Source organism: Bradyrhizobium sp. NBAIM01 (assembly GCF_020194115.1).
GTDB lineage: Bacteria > Pseudomonadota > Alphaproteobacteria > Rhizobiales > Xanthobacteraceae > Bradyrhizobium > Bradyrhizobium yuanmingense.
Genome location: NZ_JADYVU010000017.1, coordinates 21,338 through 39,165 on the forward strand (window position 1 = coordinate 21,338; position 17,828 = coordinate 39,165).

Sequence of the window (17,828 nt, forward strand, 5' to 3'; positions counted from 1 at the left end):
GCAGGCATCATCGGCCTCCCACGACCATCCGCGAGCGAGCCTCAACAAGCAGTAGCAACTTGCATGCCATAGCGGAGACAGTGAATTTCAGCCAAACGCCAGCGAGTTAGCGAAAGGATCGGCGCTGGGACATGTAAGAACAGAAATGACGCGCTTGTTGACAATGCGACAGATACAGTCGTCATGCTCACGCCCAGCTCCATGGCTTGCGCATTCATTCTCGCGCTAAGCTCGCGGGAAGCTGGCTTCATCTGAATGGGGTTTCCTTTCGTTAAGGCTCTCACAATATGCCGATATGAGCTGGCGGATTCGCTTCACAAGGCCACTACTAGGTAAGCAGTAGCTCAACCGCGCAAGCGAGCCCCAATCGGCAGCCGTGCAAGGCGTTGTTCGAGTAGAAAGCGGAGCTAGTTGCGAGAGAGCGCGTCCGGATCGGCGATCGCATGGTGGGTTGTCGCCCGAGCGCTTGACGATCTGCCGCGCATAGCTACGCAACAGCTGTTCGTGAAACGATAGCCCATGAAGAGACAGGACTGTCAGGGTTCGCCTTTCCGTGATGATGTCCGGATTTGGCGTTTGAATGTCGATTTCGGTCAACGCCTCGACGTAGTCAGCGTCGGAAATAACGAAGTTGTTGGCCCGCTGCACGCTGTTATGCGGCTTGTACAGCACCGCCGCCCAGCTGCCAGCCACGGCACTGTCGACCTCTTGGCAAGCCGAATCGTAACAGTGATACCAGCGATTCTCGCCAATGCCGCGCGGGTGATATTTTTCACTTCGGCCATCCATCGCGCTTACCCAGCGCCGCGCGCATTGTGCCATCATACCAAGTGTCTACTATGACGGGCAGCGACAGCGACGCAAGATGGTGGTGGAACCGCCTCGGCTCGACTGGCCGAGCGAAGGCCTGCGTGATCAATGCCATCACCGCGGATCGACTTTTGCTGACTCCATATGCTGCGCCGACGCCCACGCATTGACTATCGCGCCGACGCCGCAGCGCGACCTTGTTGGCGAAGAAGCCGGCCAACACCCCTGGTGTGGTCGGCACATCGGATCTACACAATCCGGCAAGACGAGGACCGACATAGGGAACAATGCTCCGGCCCTCAGCCGGCAGCGATGTCCACGAGAGTTACCTTTGTATCGGCCGTATCGACAAAGTCGATCTGCAGAGGCGCCTTCAGGGATCGTCCCCGTTCTCGCCTCGTTTTTTTGCGTTGATTGTGATCGGTAATCGTGTGTCGCTCGCCATCTCGGGCAAATCGAGCACCCAACCATTAGCTACTTTGATCCAGCCGCCCCATAGCGTCTCGTACTCGGAATCCACAATTGGCTCTTCGAGATCCTTTTTTGGCACGTAGATCGACAGGCCGGCGTCCGGAGAGCGGCGGATCATGATCTTCACGAGGTCAACTCCCTGACTGTGACGCGGGAGGTGGCGCGCAGGCGAGCTACGATGTCGGACACTGCGCAGACGACCTCATCGACGTCCGCGACGGAGGTTTCACGTGACAGAGAAAAGCGCACCGCGCCACGCATCCGCCACGCCGGCACCTGCATGGCCCGGAGAACATGCGATGGCTGCATTGAACCGGAGTTGCAGGCCGATCCGAGCGACACGGCGATCCCTGCCCGATTGAGATGGTGGGCGATGACTTCGCCTTCGAGATGGTCGAAGGCAATAGAGGCCGTGTTCGCTAACCGATTGCTGACATCGCCCAGCGCAACGCACTCGCCGTTATACAAAATTCCCTGCTCAAGGCGGTCGCGCAACGCGCCAATGCGAGCGCGCTCCGGTTCGAGCCGCTCCGCCGCGATCGCGGCAGCCTTTCCCAGGCCAACGATGCCGGGAATATTCTCAGTCCCGCCGCGGCGCCCTCGCTCCTGTGATCCGCCGCAGATCAGCGGCTGGAATTTTGTTCGTTTGCGCAAATATAGCGCGCCGATTCCCTTGGGCCCGTGCAATTTGTGCGCGGAAAGCGATAGCATGTCGATCGCACTGTCCTTCAGGTTTACGCGCACCTTACCGATAGCCTGGACAGCATCGGTGTGGAACAGCGCGCCCGCCTCACGGGTCAACCCGGCCAAAAACTCCACAGGAAACGTCGTTCCGGTCTCGTTGTTGGCCCACATAACTGAGGCAATCGCTGTGCGTGGCCCGAGCGCGCGGCGAAACGCCTCGATGTCAAGCCTGCCGCGGGAATCGACCGGTACGATGTGCGTCTTGACTCCTCTTGTCGCCAACCGCTTAGTTAGCGCAAGAACGGCGGCGTGCTCTACCGAGGTAGTGACGATCTCGTCGCGGTCTTCCTGCGTCGCAAGCGCAGAGAGGATCGCCGTATTATTGGCCTCGGTCCCTCCCGAAGTAAAAACGATTTCATGAGCGTATGCATTGCCTAGCAGGCCTCGCAAGCTATGCCGGGCGTCCCTCAGAGCGACTGCGACCTCCTCGCCAAAGGCATGCGTCGATGAGGGATTGCCGAATTGCTCGGTGAAGAACGGCAACATGGCTTGCACGACGGATGGATCGGCCCGGGTCGTTGCATTGTTATCGAGGTAAATCGGCACTCAATTCTCGCTCAATCCACTGACTCGCCTGCAGCAGAAACGGGGATCGGGCGGACCATTTCGCCGAATTTATAAGCCAGCCTCGTCTGAATGCCTTCCAGCGCAACCTTCGAAAGCCTATCCAGCGTGAAGGCACCGGTCCGCCTCCTGCTGCCATCGTTGCCGATCGGCTGATAGTCGCCACCATCGCATTCCGGATTGGGTCGGATGTCTTGGAGAGCTCCGAGAATGCGACGCTCTGGGTCTGTCGCAGTGCACGACGATTGCCTCAATTGTTCTGGTCCGGCCGGCATGCCTCGATATCTCCTCTTCGTCAGCTGAACGATTTGTTCTTCAGCTGAACGATTTTCCGCAGGAGCAGTTCGCGGTGGCGTTCGGGTTATGAAAGGTAAAGCCAGAGCTCTCTAGTGCCATCACGAAATCGATGGTCGTGCCGACCAGATGCTCACGGCTGTCGTTGTCGACAAACACCTTCAAACCGTCGCATTCGATCACGGTATCGTCAGGCTTCGGTTCCTCGGCCAGACCCATCTTGTATTTAAATCCATTGCAGCCGCCTGCTTCCACCATAACGCGCAGACCGCCGGTCGGGTGCGTCGACGATGAAATCGCGCTCTTGATTGCATTCACTGCGCTATCCGTCAGGTTGATCACTGCTTACCCCTCATCGCTTGGATCTAGCTGCCAAGAGCAAGTCACGTGCCAGCGTGCAGATTGTTGATGAGTGCTGACTTTTTCGGATCGCGCCTGTTGGGTTTGGCACCCGTGTCGGGTACCTGACAAGGCTACTTGAGGCGATCAAGCCCGCTGACGCGTTTTCTTTCTAAGTTGCGCCGAAGGCCGCTACGCGTCCGACGGCAAGCAATTTGCATCGCATCTGGGCACCGGGCCAAAGCGTCGGTAAAGAGCTTAGATCGAGGACGAATCTAATGACTGCAATCGAGAACACCGCACTCGGCAGACTAGAGAAGGAGGGCCGCCTGCTCAATGCCGTACTCAAGGGCGGGACTACCAAGCCGGGCCGGTTCGGCTTTCGCGGCGACATTGCGCTAAAATTCCAAACTCAAGTCGCGGACGAGAAACGGCCACCGGACTATTCGCTCGAGCAGGTTTTGACGATCGCGCAGGACGGAGAACGCACTATTCCCGTGTTGGCCGGCTATCTGCATTCTTTCGCGTATCTTTTAGACGTCGCGACTGTCCTTGACGGTGCCTTAAGCCCAGACGGCAGCTACTTCATGTTCTGCAACAATATAGATTTGCTAGCGAAATACCGAATCAAGCTCGGTGATATTAACTTCAAGGTTTTGCCGTGCGATGAATCCACCGTTTGGAAGGAGATGATGGAGCTGGTCGGGCTCAACAAGGACGACATCAAGAAGTTCGATCCGGCCGGCAAGCTTGATTACCTCCTCGATGCCACAAAGGATCTCGATCTGTCCTATGAGGAGATCTCGTACGACGACGGGCTAAAGAGGATGGAGCCGGTGAAAAACCGCAACGAGAACCGTCCGGTCTGAGCGCGGTCTTCAGTTGTTGGGCGATGCATCGTCTTCGACAAGACGCACGCCGAGGACACAGATATCACCATCCAAAACTGCCAACGCGATCGGCGTGAGCATTCTACCCTGACATGGACCTTCGACGCACCGGCCGGTGCCGAGTTCGAAGGTCGAACCGTGCTTGCCGCACATCAGTCGGATACCGTATGGATCGAGGAATTGGTTCCGCTCCCAGTCCAAATTGACACTGTTGTGGGGGCATTTGTTGACATAGCCCAGTACCTTTTTACCCCAGCGCACCACAATGACGGACCACGGGCGCTGATTGCCATCATCATCGACGACCATGAGATGGAATCCCGTGGCGTGGCGGCTCGGAATGTCGTTAACGTCGCAAATCGCATAGATCGCATCTGGCTGCATTCATCGCTCGTACATTGCAAGATTTTCTTTATTGTCGTCGCGCGATCAACCCTGCAAGAACCATACAAGTGCGGACCGCCCCCCCCTAGCCGACCCCGGTGGGGGAGCACGGGGCTGCGCAGCGCCAGCGCAGGCAGCTGAGGGCTAAGCCGCGCTGGCGGCGAGCGGCCCAGCACTGATCGGTGCAGCACTTCGGGCACGACCGCCGCCTAACGCCAGCTCGTTTTGAAGTGGCCATTCCAGCAGCAACATACTAGCTCGGTAGCCACCGCTTTAAGGTCCGGCCTCGTTCACAGTGACTATTCGGCAGCCGACCCCGGGCCTAGATTAAGGCGCTCGAAGTACCAAGACGTGTCATCGCCGGACGACTCTGTCTCATCACTCGCCTCGCTCGGAGCCCGCTCGATTCTTGCTTGAGCGCCACTACTCTCGGCGGCGAGATATCCTTCAGGTTTGCCTACCCGTTGCCATTTACCCTCAGCGTTATGCGTCCACTTGTCGGGATGCTGGTGGGGATCAAGCACCCAGTGATTCCTATCACTCACAGGAACAAAGCCCATCTGAGCCAGACGGGGCTCGATGCCTGGAAACGCAGGTTTTGACATAATCAATGCTTGCTCGCCGTCCTGCCGAAGCTGATGCTCCAGTAGAATATCGCCAGCGTTCTCGACGAGCGGATGAGTAACCCGAAGATCTACTTGGGATGTGACCGCGTTTCGACCGGGAAACTGGGCGCTGAATCGCCTTCCTCCTACCCGAAGTCCACCTTCTGTCCTCAGAAGCCCAACAGTTTTGTTACCCAAGCGATAGGCGTAATATCGCGCCACGTCCGTATCTTCGTCGGTGTGACCCTGGGTTCTAGCAACGTTTGCCGCGCGCTCAGCTTTTGTGGATATGAAATCCGAGTACTCCAGTGGATTATCGGCAATGTGCTTGATGTCGTCGCCATAGAAGGCCTTCACTTCTTCCCCGAACTCATCGATGTCGATCTCTTTAATCGGAGGTTGGGAACTTACGGAGTACGGCCGTGTCGCTGCCTGAGACGAACTTGGGCCAGCATCGGGTGCCATGCCTGCAAGCCTTTCCGCAAAGCCCTCGTCATCTGAATGCCTTGCTTCATCAGCCGGGGTGGCGCTTGTGGATTGGCTGGATGAGCCAACAATTCGGCCATACATCGGATCGTTCTCCTGTCGGTACGGTTTCGGGGTGCTGAGCTCGCCGAGCTCTACCGACGATGGTAAGAGGTGTAGCTGACTATGAGCTGACGCGCCGAAGTTGAGCATCTATCGTGCGCTCTTGTACCGGCGAAGACTTCTTCCAGCACGCGCACGAGCGCTCCGACCTGAGCCACTGGCGCAAGCGGCTAGGCAACAAGCTGGAGCTCTTGCTCGCCGAGAGCCTGCGGGTGGGCGCACGAGGCCGGCGTGTTACGCAATCATGACCTCAAGCGATCACGGTTGACACGACCGTGCAGAAGACCATCACCTCCCAACCGATGCCAAACTGCTGGACGGTACAATCAAGGGGCTCAACCGCCTGCGAGCAAGCACGGGCTTAAGCTGCGGCAGTCTTATCTTCGCATTGCCAAGCCTGCGGCAATGATGGCTTCCCACGACGCCCATTCCAAACAATTTAAGCGACATCAGCGGCACTTGCACACCCTGCGCAGCTGGGTCAGCGCGATCATCCGCGACATCCGCCGCAAGATGGAAGGTCAGTTGCGCTCGAGAACGCGTTCGCCCTCCTGCTTGGCCGGGCCGCGCAGATCCAATCGCAGGAGCAGCGCCAGCGCGGCTAAAAGCTGTATTCCTTCCGCGCGCGGGAGGTGAAGTGCATCGGGAAGGGAGAGGCCAGCGCACCTTACGAGTTCGGGGCACCCGCGTCGCGTCTTCATCTCCGGCCAAAGGCGCGCGGTCTTCGGCATCGAACCCGTCGTCGCACACCTAAAGGTCGACGGTCACCTCGGCCGCTGCTACCTCAAACGCCGCGCCGACGATGCCGCCAACGTCATCGTCTCCGTCGTCAGCCATAACTTCCGCCGCATCCTCGCCGGCCTGAGGACTCTTTGGCGTCTTCTCCTGACCACCATCATCGCTGCCCTCAGCGACCACTCACCGCCGAAATCGTTCTCAATGGGCGACTACTTCGTAGGCTTGTCGACCCGGTGCCACTCGTCGTTCTCGCTGTTCGTCCACACTTTTGGGTGCTGGATAGGGTCAAGCACCCGCCCAGTTGTTACGGACCACGTGAACAAAAGCCATTTCCGCGAGACGGGGCTCCATGCCTCTTGTGGCAGGACTTGACAAGACCAACGGATCATCGTCCTCTCGCAGTCGATGTTCCAGCAAGATATCGCCCGCGTTCTCGACCAGCGGATCATTGCGGCTAAACTGTTCCTGAAAATGCTCTCCTTTAATTCGTGCCAGGCCTCCTGCTCTTAGAAGCCCAGCAATTTCGTCGCCCAGCTTATAGCTGCAACATTTCGCCTGCTTATTGGATCATCGTAGGTGCTGGCGTAACTTCCAGCAACCGTTCCTGCGCGCTCAGCTTTCTTGGACACGAAATCCGAGTATTATTGTGGATTCTCGGCGATATGCCCGATGTCAACGCCCAACAATCTCTTTACCCCCGCCATGAAGTCATCTCGGTCCATCTCTTCAATGGGGGAGTTCGAAACGAGAGAGCATCGCGCCGTCGTTCCAGATGGCGAGCCACCCGGCTGCATGCCTGCAATTGTTTCCGCAAACCGGGGCTATCTCCCGCTTCTCCCGATTCATCAGCTTCGCGAGCGTTTGTGGACTGGCTGGATGAGCCAAGCATTCTGTTATACCTTAGATCGCTCTCGTCTCAGCAAGATTGCACCCGATTGAGCTCGTGCGCGCGCGAGCTCGTGAGAATATGCAAACTAACTGACCACAACCTGACCGCAGCATCTGCGCGGCACTCCGACGCGGCGGCTGCACAATCCGCACGCGAGTGACGCACACCCGCGGATCACCAATCGTAGGCTGACGCCGAGTGATATTGCCAGCGCTCGATCCATCAATAATGTAACGCCAACGACGTAGATCTGCACCACGCCATTTCCTCTCCCGCCGCCGGCATTGAGAGACCATTTGACCAGGCACATTGACCATTGCAGCCGTGTGTTGAGGATCGGCGGCTTGCGAGCGGAATTACCGCTCGGTCCTTTTGTCGCGGCGTCCACGAATACACTATTGCACCGTCCACCAATTCCGGGCAGTGCCATCCGCCTCCCCAGGGGAAAATTGCGGAGGACACAGGTGCCGCCCTCACATGCACTTAGACGCGATCGGCCATGATCAGGCAGACAACTGTCCACGCCCGGCGCACCGCGGCCGACTTACGCTCCTGCCGAGCGAACCCGGCACGCTACAGGAGAAGATCGGCACCATTGGTTCCGCAGAAACGTCCCCTGTTTTGGAAACCAGCAATTCACAATCTATGAAGACTAGGAAGGCAACTTGACCACCCGCCTCGCGTAGCCCGCGGCCGCGTCTCCGTTGCAGGTTCACCTGATCACCAACAGCTCCTTGCTCCATATCCCGCCTGCTGCTGCACCCGCCCGAGCGCGAGAGAGATAGCCGCCTTCGCTCATGCAGCTTCCGCTGCGGCCGAAACGTGGGTCTGGCAATCCGCCGGGCAAACCCTGGAGCATGCACCGCAGCCGATGCACGCACCCTGATCGTTCAGAACCATGATCTTCTTTTCGATCTCATCGTCCTCGTCATTGTCGAGGTCGACAAGTTCGCCTTCCTCGTTGGTTCCTTTCAAGGTCATGACATCTCGACCGCACACCTTGAAACAGCGGCCGCAGCCGATGCACTTCTTGCTATTGATCGAGATCAGATATTCTGGCGTCCAGTCGCGTCCATCTCGCGTTGCAAATGACATGGGTCGGACCTCCTTTAGGTATTTTCCATCGCCTTCAGATCACGGCTCTTGCGCTCCAGTTCGGCATAGGCGTCGTGCGCCTTCTGCGCCACCACCATGATCGAGGTCCAGTTGAGGGGCAATTCTTCCGAAAGGTCGTGCAGATCCATCTTGGCCTGTACCGCCTTCACCGAGATTTTTTTTAGTTCTGCCTTCAGTGTTTCACGATCGCTCATGAATATCCTCAATAGTTCGCCACGTCCGGAAATTTCCGAATCAGCTCGATTCCCTCGTCGACATATTTGTCGCCTTCTTGCGCGAGCTTTACCAAATTCTCGAAGCCGAAGCGGTGCACATCGCGCAGCTGCTTGTTCACGGCGATGAGGCGGCCCCCGATCAACACCACGCGGCCGAAGCCTTCATGATGCAGCTTTAGAATCGGCTGGATCATCACGCCGGTCACCCTCTCGATCGAGAGCGCGACCGCACCGAAGAACAGCTCAAGCCGGCACAGCGTATCGGGATCAGGATCACCGATAATCGGCAATGCGCGCCGCTTCTCCTTCTCCAGAATGTAGGGTTCGAGCAGGTCGAGATCGCTCTTCGCCTCCCAGGCTCCGTTGGTGTCCTGAGCACGCCAGATCTTGATCAACTCCACGAGGAACGGCGCGTCGATGGCGCTCTGATGCTCTACGCTCATATCACCTCATTCGTCGAACTCGAACGTACGCCGCCGGTCCTTTGCCATGGCCTTGCGTAGCCAGGGAGGTGGCGTGCCCTTCAGTACGCCCTCGAGTTTTTCGAGCAGCTCCAGAATGCTTTCTGGCTTGTTCACCTTGATAGGATGAATCTTGTTGGCCACCACTCGTGCAGCCGCGGCACCGCCAATGGCGGCGACGTAAAGGATTTCGCAATCCTTGATTGCATTGATCTTCGGCGCCAGCTTGTCGTCGTTGCCGTCTTCCTTAAGATCGCCATCAAACTCAATCGCTTTGAGAAACACGTGCCCGCCAGGCGTAACATCGTATATCGCGATATTCCTTGCCCAACCAAAATGGGCATCGACGTATCGCAGGTCTTGAGTGGCAAACGCGACCTTCATGCACTCGACCTCTCAGCTGCGCCGGCGAAGCGACGATATCCCGAGCATTGTGGCGATCTGGCCCCAGTCCGCCACCTATCGGGCGTCGGCCGATCGTTCTCCTCGCGGTGCGCGATCACGAGATTGGCGATATCGAATATCAGATTGCGGGTACCACGATAGCCCACGGATAATTGGTGTCCCGCGCCAAGCCGATCGAACATCGGAAAACCCGCGCGATAGAACGGGATTTTCAGTCTCGCCGCCGCTTGCCTGCCATGCGAATGCGTGATCAGCAGGTCGCAATGCCTTGTTTTGGCAAGCTCTTCCAAATCCCCGAGATCGCCAATGAGCACCTCGTTGGTCTTGATCCGCTCGATCACCCCCGACTGAGTGGTGGTCGCGGCCGCGGTCACCTGTGCCCCCATGTCGTGCAGCATGCCGGACAGATCGAACAGGAGGTCTGGCTCAGCGCCGATCGCAACTTTGCGACCGCCAATATGGAAGTGCGCGTCCAGCATTGCATCGGCGAGTTGGCCGCGCTGGCGCCGATATTTCAATGGTATCGGGCGGCCGCTGATCTCGCTCAAAAACGTCATGAACTCATCATTCGGACAGAGACCACACAGCCGCTCGAAGACACGAAAAGGCACGCCGGTCTTGACCTGCATGACCTCTGCCGCTCGTTGCATCTGCGCGCCGATTGCAATCGTCCACCCGGCGCGGCCCATACTCACAATCTCATCGACGCCGATGCCGCCGATGGTAGTTGGCGTAAACTCATCGGGGATATGCCCATCGAGCGATCCCGCCACGTCAGGGAGGAAGGACGGGGACAACCCGAAATCCTCCATTATGACACGGAGTTCATCAAGGTCGCCGGGCGTGAGGTGACATCCTGGCAGAACATTCACCTTCGATGGATCCCGCAGGCCGTTGGCGTTGGGCCGTTCCACCAGCACCTCCACAATGCGCACGACAGCTTTCTCCCAGCCGTCCTGGAACGCGCCCTTGAAATCAGGCGTCGAGACATACACCAGTGGCAACTTTGCCAGTTGCGGATGCTTGCTCCGAATTAGCTTGAGGTAGGCATCCACATCGTCGCCGTTGGTCTCGGTGACACCGGTCGAGCAGATTCCGATGATCTTCGGCTTGGTACGGTTGTAGATGTTCAGTATCGCCTGCTCGAGATTCTCATAACCGCCGAGTACGGTCGCGACCTCGCTCATCGCGGTGGTTTGCAGCGGTACTGCCTCTTTGAAATGCCGGACAAAGAGCGTGAGCCCGAAGGACGTGCACCCCTGGGAGCCGTGCAGAAGCGGCATTGCCCCCCGCAGCCCCATAAAGGCGAATGCGCCGCCGATCGGCTGGCTCATCTTCAGCGGGTTGATAGCGCAGGCTTTTGTCGGCGCCGTGACGATGGCCATAACGCCTCGCTATTCTGCCGCGTGTCGCATGGCGGATGGCTCGGACATCAAGATATCTTCGATACGTCCTTGGCAGCAGCCACCGACCGCATTGGTATGCTCTCTGACCGCCGCGACGCTCCTTAAGCCGTGCGCGTAGATTGCATCCTCGATCGTGCCCAGATCGACCGTGTTACACACGCAGATCTCCCTCGCGCGCCGCGCGGTTTCGGCGATCGCCGGGTCACAGGCGATCGCCGCCACCGGCGATTGCACCTGCTCCATCGCCTTTGCCAATGCCTCCCATGGTGCCGGTCGACGTAGCTGCACCCACATCGGACTGGAGAGCGACTTATCGATCTCCTCCACCAGCTTGACCATTCCGACATAGCCCATATAGGCGTGGCAACGCTCCTGGTTGATATCGAGCCAGGGCATCGCCGCTTTCAGCGCGACGAATTGCGACTTGCCTCCCGATAGCATGATGTCGGCTTTTGCGTCCTTCAACATCTCGTACATTTCGCGCGTCGTCATATTCTCGATCATGTGGGCATCATTCCCCATGAGCTCCTTAACGCGCTCCTTATCTTCGGTGGTCGATTTTTTCACGCTGGTACCAACTAACTCAAGCCCGACTTCCTGGAGTGCCGCAACAACCGACCATGACTTGACGCCACCGGTCATTAACAAGGCCTTTTTGCCTTCGAACCGTGGCTTATACGGCTCGATCGCAGCCCAGGCCCGCGCTTCCTCGCGCGCGATCACCGCTTCGGTGCGTCCGAGCAGATCTGTCGGCGCACCGCGTTCAACCAATAAGCGGGCAAGCTGACGCAGCGCTTCGCTCGAATCTTGGATACCGTAGAACGACCCCTCGAAGAACGGGATGCCGTAGCGTTGCTGCATCTTCCGTGCGACATTGATCATGGACTTTGAGCACACCAACATCGCCGCTCGCGCGCGATGAGATGAAGCGACTTCGCGATATTTGCCATCGCCTGAGATGCAGGAGAGAATCCGTACTCCAAGCTCGTCTAGCAATGGCTTCACTTGCCAGAGCTCCCCCGAAATGTTGTATTCCCCGATCAGATTGATATCGTACGGCGTGGTGTAGTCTGGTTCTTGCGTCCCGATCACATAGTCGAGCAAGGCCTCGCCGGCGAGCTTGTTCCCGAGGTTCTTCGAGCCGACGAAGCCCGGGGAATTAATCGGGATCACCGGCCTTGCGAACCTTTGAGATGCTGCCTTACAAACTGCGTTGATGTCGTCGCCAATCATCGCCGGGATGCACGTTTGATAGACGAAGATGGCAGACGGGTCGCACTTGTCCATGATCTCCTTGATCGCTTTGCAGAGTCGCTTCTCGCCTCCGAATACAATATCGGTTTCGCTCAAATCGGTTGTGAATGCGGTGCGCCACAGATTCGAGCCGGACGACGCCGCGCTACGATTGTCCCACGAATTACCTTCGCACGCGATCGGACCATGCACCAAGTGAGCGACGTCGGTGAACGGCTGCAGCGCAACCTTGGCGCCGTCGAAAGCACATCCGCCCGCAGCGCTACCCGGCTGCAGTTGTTTGGTGCATCCCTTCTTGCGTTCAGCCTCCGACTTACTGCCATTCTTGGCGCAGCCCGGCTCGTCGAAAATATTCTGGACCGTGGCCGCTGGTGAACTCATCCCTTTTTCCCCTCAGCGCAAGTCAATTGCAAGGTCAGGCGTCGTGTGCTTGCGCCGTTGTCGAGTGTTTGGGTGACGACACGCGCATAGTCGCTCATCAACGAATGATGTCGAAGCTGTAGTCAGTTTTGCCAAGAACGTTGGTCTTCTTGTCGATCTCATCGAAGATCTTGTCCAGGATCTTCACCAGTACATTCAGGCCGCCCTGATAGCCCCATAGGGGGGAGCGGTGATGGTGATGCCGATCAAAAATCGGAAAGCCAATGCGGATCAGTGGTGTCCCAGTATCCCGCTCCAGGTACTTGCCGTAGGTGTTGCCAATCAGAAAATCGACCGGCTCGGTGAACAAGAGTGAGCGCATGTGCCAGAGGTCTCGGCCCGGATAGGCTTGGCAGCCCTTCCCAAATGGCGAGTTCGCAAGCAGCACCTGCATTTTATCGCGCCAGGCCTTGTTGCCGTTGGTGGACAGCACATGGGTTGGTTCGGCGCCGAGTTCGAGCAGGAATGCAGCCAACCCATAGCAAAGATCCGGATCGCCATAGATCGCGAACTTCTTGCCATGGATATGGGCGCTGGAGTCAGCGATCGCGTCGACCAGGCGGCCACGTTCTCGCGTGAGTTGCTCGGGAATCTCCCTGCCGCTGATGTGTGACAGCGCCATAATAAAGTCATCCGTTGCGGACAGGCCAACCGGATAGTTGAAGGATAAGACGTCCTGGCCATGCTCAGCCAGGAATGGCAGCGTTTTTTCAGTGCACCACTGCTGCATGGAGATTGTCGCCTTGGCGTGAACCGCGTTGGCCGCATCTTCCAGCGTCGTGCCACCGTCATACATCCGGAATTCGCCGTCTGTCGGAGTATCGAAGACCTCTGAATTATCGGCGAGAATCGTGTGCTGGATGCCCATTAAGGCCAAGATGCGCTTGACCTCGCGAAGATTTCCGACAGTGTAGCCATCGAACCCACCAATGATGTTGATCGCCCCGTTAGGCTTGCGCTCCAGCTTCGGTGCCGTTCCGGCCTTGCCGTCCCAAAAATGCTCCAGAATGCCCTTGAGCGCATTGTCATAACCGGTGACGTGGCTGCCGACGAAGGCCGGCGTGTGGGCGAACGGCACGTCGAAGTCCGCCGGAACCGAGCCTTTTTCTTTCGACGTCTTGATGAAGGCGTTGAGGTCATCGCCGATCACCTCGGCCATGCAGGTCGTGGAGACCGCGATCATCTTGGGTTTGTACATGTTGTAGCTATTCGCGAGCCCGTCGATCATGTTGTTCAGGCCGCCGAATACGGCGGCGTCTTCCGTCATTGACGAAGAGACGCAGGAGCTAGGTTCCTTGAAGTGCCGCGACAGATGGCTGCGATAATAGGCCACGCAGCCTTGCGAGCCGTGGACGAACGGTAGCGTGCCCTCAAAGCCAACAGAGGCGAATACGGCACCAAGCGGCTGGCAGGCCTTGGCCGGATTTACCGTTAGCGCCTCCCGCCCAAAGTTCTTTTCGCGATATTCGGCCGTTTTCGTCCATTCCTTGATACGTTCGACCTCGACCGGATCGCGAGGATTCTCGAATACCTTTTTCTTGGCCAGCATCTGCTGGTATTCTGGACCGCGGAACAGTTCGAGATGATCGAGCACGTGTTCGGCACTCTGCGCCATTGTTAAAATCCTTCACTATCGAGATCGGTATCGCCCCGGCTTTCCCACAGGGCGAGATGAGTTGCTTTATTCCGCGGCGAGGAGCTTGGCCCTCGACGCTTCCTTCCAGGGCGCCTTCGTTTTCTTCCAGACCGGCGAGTTGACGGCCATGTCCATGTCGCGCGCAAAGATCGCAAAGCCGTCATAGCCGTGATATGGGCCCGAATAGTCCCAGGAGTGCATCTGCCGGAACGGCACACCCATCTTTTGGAAAACGTATTTTTCCTTGATGCCCGATCCGACAAGGTCAGGCTGGAGTTTTTCGACGAAGCGCTCGAACTCATAGCCATTGACGTCATCGTAGATCAGCGTGCTGTCCTTTACGTAATGCTGAGCTGTGCGCTGATAGTCATCGTTGTGACCGAACTCGTACCCGGTGCCAATGACTTCCATTCCAAGGTCCTCGTATGCGCCAATTACATGACGCGGACGGAGCCCGCCGACGTACAGCATCACCGTCTTACCCTCCAGGCGCGGGCGATATTTGGCGATCACGTCGTTTACCAGCGGCTGGTACTTTTGAATCACCCGCTCGGCCCCTTCCTTAATTTCGTCGTCGAAGTAGCCGGCAATTTTGCGCAGCGATTCCGCGATCTTTGAAGGTCCGAAGAAGTTGTACTCGCACCACGGGATACCGAACTTCTCTTCCATGTGGCGTGAGATGTAGTTCATGGAACGGTAGCAATGCAGAATGTTGAGCTTTGCCTTCGGCGTCGCCTCGAGCTCAGCCAGTGAACCGTCGCCAGACCACTGCGCGATCACCCGTAGGCCCATCTCTTCGAGCAGAATTCGTGATGACCAGGCGTCGCCGCCGATATTGTAGTCTCCAATGATGGCGACATCGTAAGGCGTCGGCTCGAACTTTGGTTTGCCGTCGGACTCGATCTTATCAAAAATCCAATCGCGCACTGCGTCATTGGCAATGTGGTGGCCTAGTGACTGCGACACGCCGCGAAAGCCCTCACAACGGACCGGCACGATGGTCTTGCCGCCATATTCCTTGGATTTCGCTCTTGATACGGCTTCGATGTCGTCCCCAATCAGTCCGATGGGGCATTCCGATTGGACCGTGATGCCGTTGTTGAGCGGAAACAGCTCCTGGATTTCGTCAAGAATTTTGCCCAGCTTTTTGTCGCCACCGAATACAATATCCTTTTCCTGGAAGTCGGAAGTAAACTGCAGCGTCACGAAGCTATCGACTCCCGTCGTGCCAACGTAATAGTTGCGTCGCGATCCCCACGAATACTGACCGCAGCCGACCGGGCCATGGCTGATATGGACCATGTCCTTAATCGGTCCCCAGACCACCCCCTTTGACCCTGCATAGGCACAGCCTCTGATCGTCATCACGCCAGGTATGGATTTGATGTTGGACTTCACCCCGCAGTCTGACTTGCCGGCTTGGTGAACGTTGAGGTGCTTGGCACGCCGTTTCGCGGTTTTCTCCGGATAGACCTTCAGCACCTCCTCGATCAGCTCTTTGTTGCGAGCCCTGATTTCTGCGATGCTCTGGGTCGTGGCGAGACTCATCTGATGTCCTTCAAAGATTAGCTGTTGCAAAGGCGACTTCTTGACCAACACTTTTGCAACCTGCATGCCAGCGACTGGTGAACACAGAAAACATAGCAATCAAAATCGTTTAGCGTGCGTTGCCCAGCGACAGGGGGTGTTGTTGCGAACCCGACATCACGGTTTGGGCAGAAAATTCTTGGTCTACTCTGTTCAAAATGGAACAAGGGCTGACTATGCTGAATCGCCTGCTCATTCTCGTGCGTGTCCGCGGACGCGGTACTCTGCGGTCGCGCTCGCCGCCGGAGAAGCCGACGTTGACTCTGCGCTCGAGCATGTCCTGTGAAATGTTGAGCGACGGCCACCTCGCGGACTCTTTTCAGAGATTCGGGGGTGGAGAATTCCTATTGGTGGCGTGCCTTGTCCTGAGGGTTCGTTGCCGCGCGCAGGAAGTTCATGTTGGTCACCCTGGGCCTCTCGACCGCATATTGGAATGCCAGGAACACGGCCTTGGCGGCGCGTTCATTGGGCTACATCCGCAAGAGGTTCTCGCCCCGGAACAGGATCTGTCCACCGGCGATCTCATAACTCGGCTTTCTGGCGATGAAGCGCAAGACCGCCGATTTGCCGGAGCCGTTCGGAATCATGGTCGCGTGTACCTCACCGCATTGACCTTAAGATCGAGGGCGCGAATGATTTCGCGGTCTTCGGCACCAAAAATGCAAATCTCGGATTTCGAGTAGCGCCATTCTGATCTGATTCCTGAAATGCATCATCCGACGAGCGCGCCGCATTCGAGAGAGCTCGCGGGAGGTTTGGCCATCCGACAAATCTCCCGAGCGAGATCGAGATTAGTTTCTGCGCCTCGATTGCGAACTCCATCGGCATTTTTTTGCAGAAAGTCGCTCGCCAAGTCGTTGACGACGAGGTCGATGACCTCTTGATCTGTTACGCCTCTTTGGACGCGGTAAAGCAGCACGTCCTCGGAGACTTTCGACGTCTTCGCCTCGTGCTCGAATAGCGCGGATGAGTTCTTTGCCTCGATGTACGGCACGGTTTACGCGCCGCATTTGTCACCGATCAACAGCGAGTCGGAGGCTGTGAAGTTGCGCGCGCCGATCGCTTTCCGGTGCGCGGTGACGAGGGACCGCGATAGGTGTTATGTTCTGCACCGTGGATGTTTGATCTCGCATCTTCAGCGCAACGAGCTCGACCACGACGGCATGCAGCTGGTTCTCGTCCGGCGCGGTGCAGCCTTAGAAAAGGAGACGTAGGAGCCCTTGTCCGCGATGATCACCGTGCGCTCGAACTGGCCGGTGTTGCGCTCGTTGATGCGGAAATAGGTCGGCAGCTCCATCGGGCAGCGCCTGCCCGGCGGCACGTAGACGAACGACGGTCGGAGAACACCGCCAAGCAGCGCGGGGTAGAAATTGTCCGAGTCGGACCATCGAGCCAGGACATTTCTGCGCCAGCTGCGGATGCTCGCGGATCGCCTGCGAGATAGGCATGAAGATGAGGCCGGCCTTCTTCTGCTCCGCCTTTGAACCTGGTCGCAACCGAGACCGAGTGGAACAGAGCAGTGACCGCGGTCTTGCGCCGCGACCGGGTCTCCCTCACCCCCTCGGCTCGACGCCTTCGAGCATGGCGACTTCCCGCAACGGGATGCCGAGTTTCTCGACGAGCTTCAGTATCTCCGGATCGATCTCATCCAGTGACCAAATCGCATTCTACGGCTTCGGCGCCGCACAGTAATAGAGATCCTGGAAGTTGATCTCGGGATAGTCGACGCGCGCCTAGGTGGGCTGGTCATAGTCATCCAGCGCCGATTGGTATCAAGGGCGCATTCCAGCTTCCAGAACGGTTCACTCTTCTTTGCGGAGATGAAGCGGACTGTATCTTGCCATAGCCCCTTGGGAGCTTTGTCGGACTCGATCAGCGTCTCAAACCCGTATCGATACTGGTCGACGTCGATGCGTTTCACGCGCTCGACCGTTCTTGTACAGCGACCATTGTCCGGTCCGCTCGCGTTAGGATCATTCCCGCCGGTGTGGATTGCGCCTCAATCTCTCCGA

The 17,828-nt window shown here is 57.6% G+C and carries 16 protein-coding genes and 3 pseudogenes; 2 read left to right on the top strand and 17 right to left on the bottom strand.

What is annotated here, in order from left to right; genetic code table 11:
* Nucleotides 1-225 precede the first annotated feature (225 nt).
* From I6F31_RS32010 to I6F31_RS32030, 5 genes are all read right to left on the bottom strand, one after another.
* Entirely contained in the window at nucleotides 226-789 is a 564-nt protein-coding gene (locus I6F31_RS32010) for an SIR2 family protein (RefSeq protein ID WP_225186689.1), read from the bottom strand.
* A gap of 394 nt (nucleotides 790-1,183) precedes the next feature.
* Nucleotides 1,184-1,408 (bottom strand): putative nitrogen fixation protein NifT, encoded by a 225-nt coding sequence (gene nifT / locus I6F31_RS32015; protein WP_225186690.1) that lies wholly within the window; start codon nucleotides 1,406-1,408, stop codon nucleotides 1,184-1,186.
* Entirely contained in the window at nucleotides 1,405-2,571 is a 1,167-nt protein-coding gene (gene nifS / locus I6F31_RS32020) for a cysteine desulfurase NifS (protein ID WP_225186691.1), read from the bottom strand. Before nifS ends, nifT begins: the two co-directional genes overlap by 4 nt.
* Nucleotides 2,572-2,582: 11 nt before the next feature.
* Nucleotides 2,583-2,864 carry a hypothetical protein gene (locus tag I6F31_RS32025; RefSeq protein ID WP_225186692.1) on the bottom strand — a complete coding sequence of 94 codons (282 nt, stop codon included), beginning with the start codon at nucleotides 2,862-2,864 and terminating at the stop codon, nucleotides 2,583-2,585.
* A gap of 40 nt (nucleotides 2,865-2,904) precedes the next feature.
* A complete protein-coding gene (locus tag I6F31_RS32030; protein WP_225186693.1) occupies nucleotides 2,905-3,225 on the bottom strand; it encodes an iron-sulfur cluster assembly accessory protein in 321 nt (106 codons plus the stop codon).
* Between the two features lie 275 nt (nucleotides 3,226-3,500).
* On the opposite strand from I6F31_RS32030, the gene I6F31_RS32035 reads away from it, so the two are divergent.
* Nucleotides 3,501-4,091 (top strand): hypothetical protein, encoded by a 591-nt coding sequence (locus tag I6F31_RS32035; protein ID WP_225186694.1) that lies wholly within the window; start codon nucleotides 3,501-3,503, stop codon nucleotides 4,089-4,091.
* Between the two features lie 9 nt (nucleotides 4,092-4,100).
* Here the strand turns inward: I6F31_RS32035 and I6F31_RS32040 are convergent, their stop codons facing one another.
* Together I6F31_RS32040 and I6F31_RS32045 are read right to left on the bottom strand one after the other, a co-directional pair.
* Entirely contained in the window at nucleotides 4,101-4,496 is a 396-nt protein-coding gene (locus tag I6F31_RS32040; RefSeq protein WP_225186695.1) for a Rieske 2Fe-2S domain-containing protein, read from the bottom strand.
* Nucleotides 4,497-4,795: 299 nt separating this feature from the next.
* Nucleotides 4,796-5,671 (bottom strand): host specificity protein, encoded by an 876-nt coding sequence (locus I6F31_RS32045; protein ID WP_225186696.1) that lies wholly within the window; start codon nucleotides 5,669-5,671, stop codon nucleotides 4,796-4,798.
* A gap of 125 nt (nucleotides 5,672-5,796) precedes the next feature.
* Between I6F31_RS32045 and I6F31_RS32050 the strand changes: the two are divergent.
* A pseudogene (locus I6F31_RS32050) lies at nucleotides 5,797-6,562 on the top strand (hypothetical protein); the annotation flags it as partial.
* A gap of 1,549 nt (nucleotides 6,563-8,111) precedes the next feature.
* Here I6F31_RS32050 and fdxB read toward each other — a convergent pair.
* From fdxB to I6F31_RS32100, 10 genes and pseudogenes are all read right to left on the bottom strand, one after another.
* Nucleotides 8,112-8,411 carry a ferredoxin III, nif-specific gene (fdxB, locus tag I6F31_RS32055; protein WP_225186697.1) on the bottom strand — a complete coding sequence of 100 codons (300 nt, stop codon included), beginning with the start codon at nucleotides 8,409-8,411 and terminating at the stop codon, nucleotides 8,112-8,114.
* Between the two features lie 14 nt (nucleotides 8,412-8,425).
* On the bottom strand, nucleotides 8,426-8,626 hold the full coding sequence (locus I6F31_RS32060; RefSeq protein ID WP_225186698.1) for a CCE_0567 family metalloprotein: 201 nt from the start codon (nucleotides 8,624-8,626) through the stop codon (nucleotides 8,426-8,428).
* A gap of 8 nt (nucleotides 8,627-8,634) precedes the next feature.
* Nucleotides 8,635-9,090, bottom strand: coding sequence for a NifX-associated nitrogen fixation protein (locus I6F31_RS32065; RefSeq protein WP_225186699.1), 456 nt, complete (start codon nucleotides 9,088-9,090; stop codon nucleotides 8,635-8,637).
* A gap of 6 nt (nucleotides 9,091-9,096) precedes the next feature.
* Entirely contained in the window at nucleotides 9,097-9,492 is a 396-nt protein-coding gene (nifX, locus tag I6F31_RS32070) for a nitrogen fixation protein NifX (protein ID WP_225186700.1), read from the bottom strand.
* Nucleotides 9,489-10,898, bottom strand: a complete 1,410-nt coding sequence (gene nifN / locus I6F31_RS32075; RefSeq protein WP_225186701.1) for a nitrogenase iron-molybdenum cofactor biosynthesis protein NifN — start codon at nucleotides 10,896-10,898, stop codon at nucleotides 9,489-9,491. Before nifN ends, nifX begins: the two co-directional genes overlap by 4 nt.
* Nucleotides 10,899-10,907: 9 nt before the next feature.
* Nucleotides 10,908-12,554: a nitrogenase iron-molybdenum cofactor biosynthesis protein NifE gene (gene nifE, locus I6F31_RS32080; protein WP_225186702.1), complete on the bottom strand. Its 1,647-nt coding sequence runs from the start codon at nucleotides 12,552-12,554 to the stop codon at nucleotides 10,908-10,910.
* 97 nt (nucleotides 12,555-12,651) lie between these two features.
* Nucleotides 12,652-14,208, bottom strand: a complete 1,557-nt coding sequence (nifK, locus tag I6F31_RS32085) for a nitrogenase molybdenum-iron protein subunit beta (RefSeq protein WP_225186703.1) — start codon at nucleotides 14,206-14,208, stop codon at nucleotides 12,652-12,654.
* Nucleotides 14,209-14,274: 66 nt separating this feature from the next.
* Nucleotides 14,275-15,777 (bottom strand): nitrogenase molybdenum-iron protein alpha chain, encoded by a 1,503-nt coding sequence (gene nifD / locus I6F31_RS32090; RefSeq protein WP_225186768.1) that lies wholly within the window; start codon nucleotides 15,775-15,777, stop codon nucleotides 14,275-14,277.
* Between the two features lie 265 nt (nucleotides 15,778-16,042).
* Nucleotides 16,043-16,505 (bottom strand): annotated as a pseudogene (locus tag I6F31_RS32095) (ATP-binding cassette domain-containing protein); the annotation flags it as partial.
* A 73-nt stretch (nucleotides 16,506-16,578) separates the two neighbouring features.
* Nucleotides 16,579-17,809, bottom strand: a pseudogene (locus tag I6F31_RS32100) (SufD family Fe-S cluster assembly protein); the annotation flags it as partial.
* Nucleotides 17,810-17,828: the final 19 nt, after the last annotated feature.

Excerpts from the sequence above, each read along its gene's own strand:
- nifN (WP_225186701.1), bottom strand. The coding sequence starts at position 10,898 with ATGGCCATCGTCACGGCGCCGACAAAAGCCTGCGCTATCAACCCGCTG.
- I6F31_RS32060 (WP_225186698.1), bottom strand. The coding sequence starts at position 8,626 with ATGAGCGATCGTGAAACACTGAAGGCAGAACTAAAAAAAATCTCGGTG.
- nifD (WP_225186768.1), bottom strand. The coding sequence starts at position 15,777 with ATGAGTCTCGCCACGACCCAGAGCATCGCAGAAATCAGGGCTCGCAAC.
- nifK (WP_225186703.1), bottom strand. The coding sequence starts at position 14,208 with ATGGCGCAGAGTGCCGAACACGTGCTCGATCATCTCGAACTGTTCCGC.
- nifE (WP_225186702.1), bottom strand. The coding sequence starts at position 12,554 with ATGAGTTCACCAGCGGCCACGGTCCAGAATATTTTCGACGAGCCGGGC.
- fdxB (WP_225186697.1), bottom strand. The coding sequence starts at position 8,411 with ATGTCATTTGCAACGCGAGATGGACGCGACTGGACGCCAGAATATCTG.
- nifX (WP_225186700.1), bottom strand. The coding sequence starts at position 9,492 with ATGAAGGTCGCGTTTGCCACTCAAGACCTGCGATACGTCGATGCCCAT.
- I6F31_RS32065 (WP_225186699.1), bottom strand. The coding sequence starts at position 9,090 with ATGAGCGTAGAGCATCAGAGCGCCATCGACGCGCCGTTCCTCGTGGAG.
- I6F31_RS32035 (WP_225186694.1), top strand. The coding sequence starts at position 3,501 with ATGACTGCAATCGAGAACACCGCACTCGGCAGACTAGAGAAGGAGGGC.
- I6F31_RS32045 (WP_225186696.1), bottom strand. The coding sequence starts at position 5,671 with ATGTATGGCCGAATTGTTGGCTCATCCAGCCAATCCACAAGCGCCACC.
- I6F31_RS32040 (WP_225186695.1), bottom strand. The coding sequence starts at position 4,496 with ATGCAGCCAGATGCGATCTATGCGATTTGCGACGTTAACGACATTCCG.
- I6F31_RS32010 (WP_225186689.1), bottom strand. The coding sequence starts at position 789 with ATGGATGGCCGAAGTGAAAAATATCACCCGCGCGGCATTGGCGAGAAT.
- I6F31_RS32025 (WP_225186692.1), bottom strand. The coding sequence starts at position 2,864 with ATGCCGGCCGGACCAGAACAATTGAGGCAATCGTCGTGCACTGCGACA.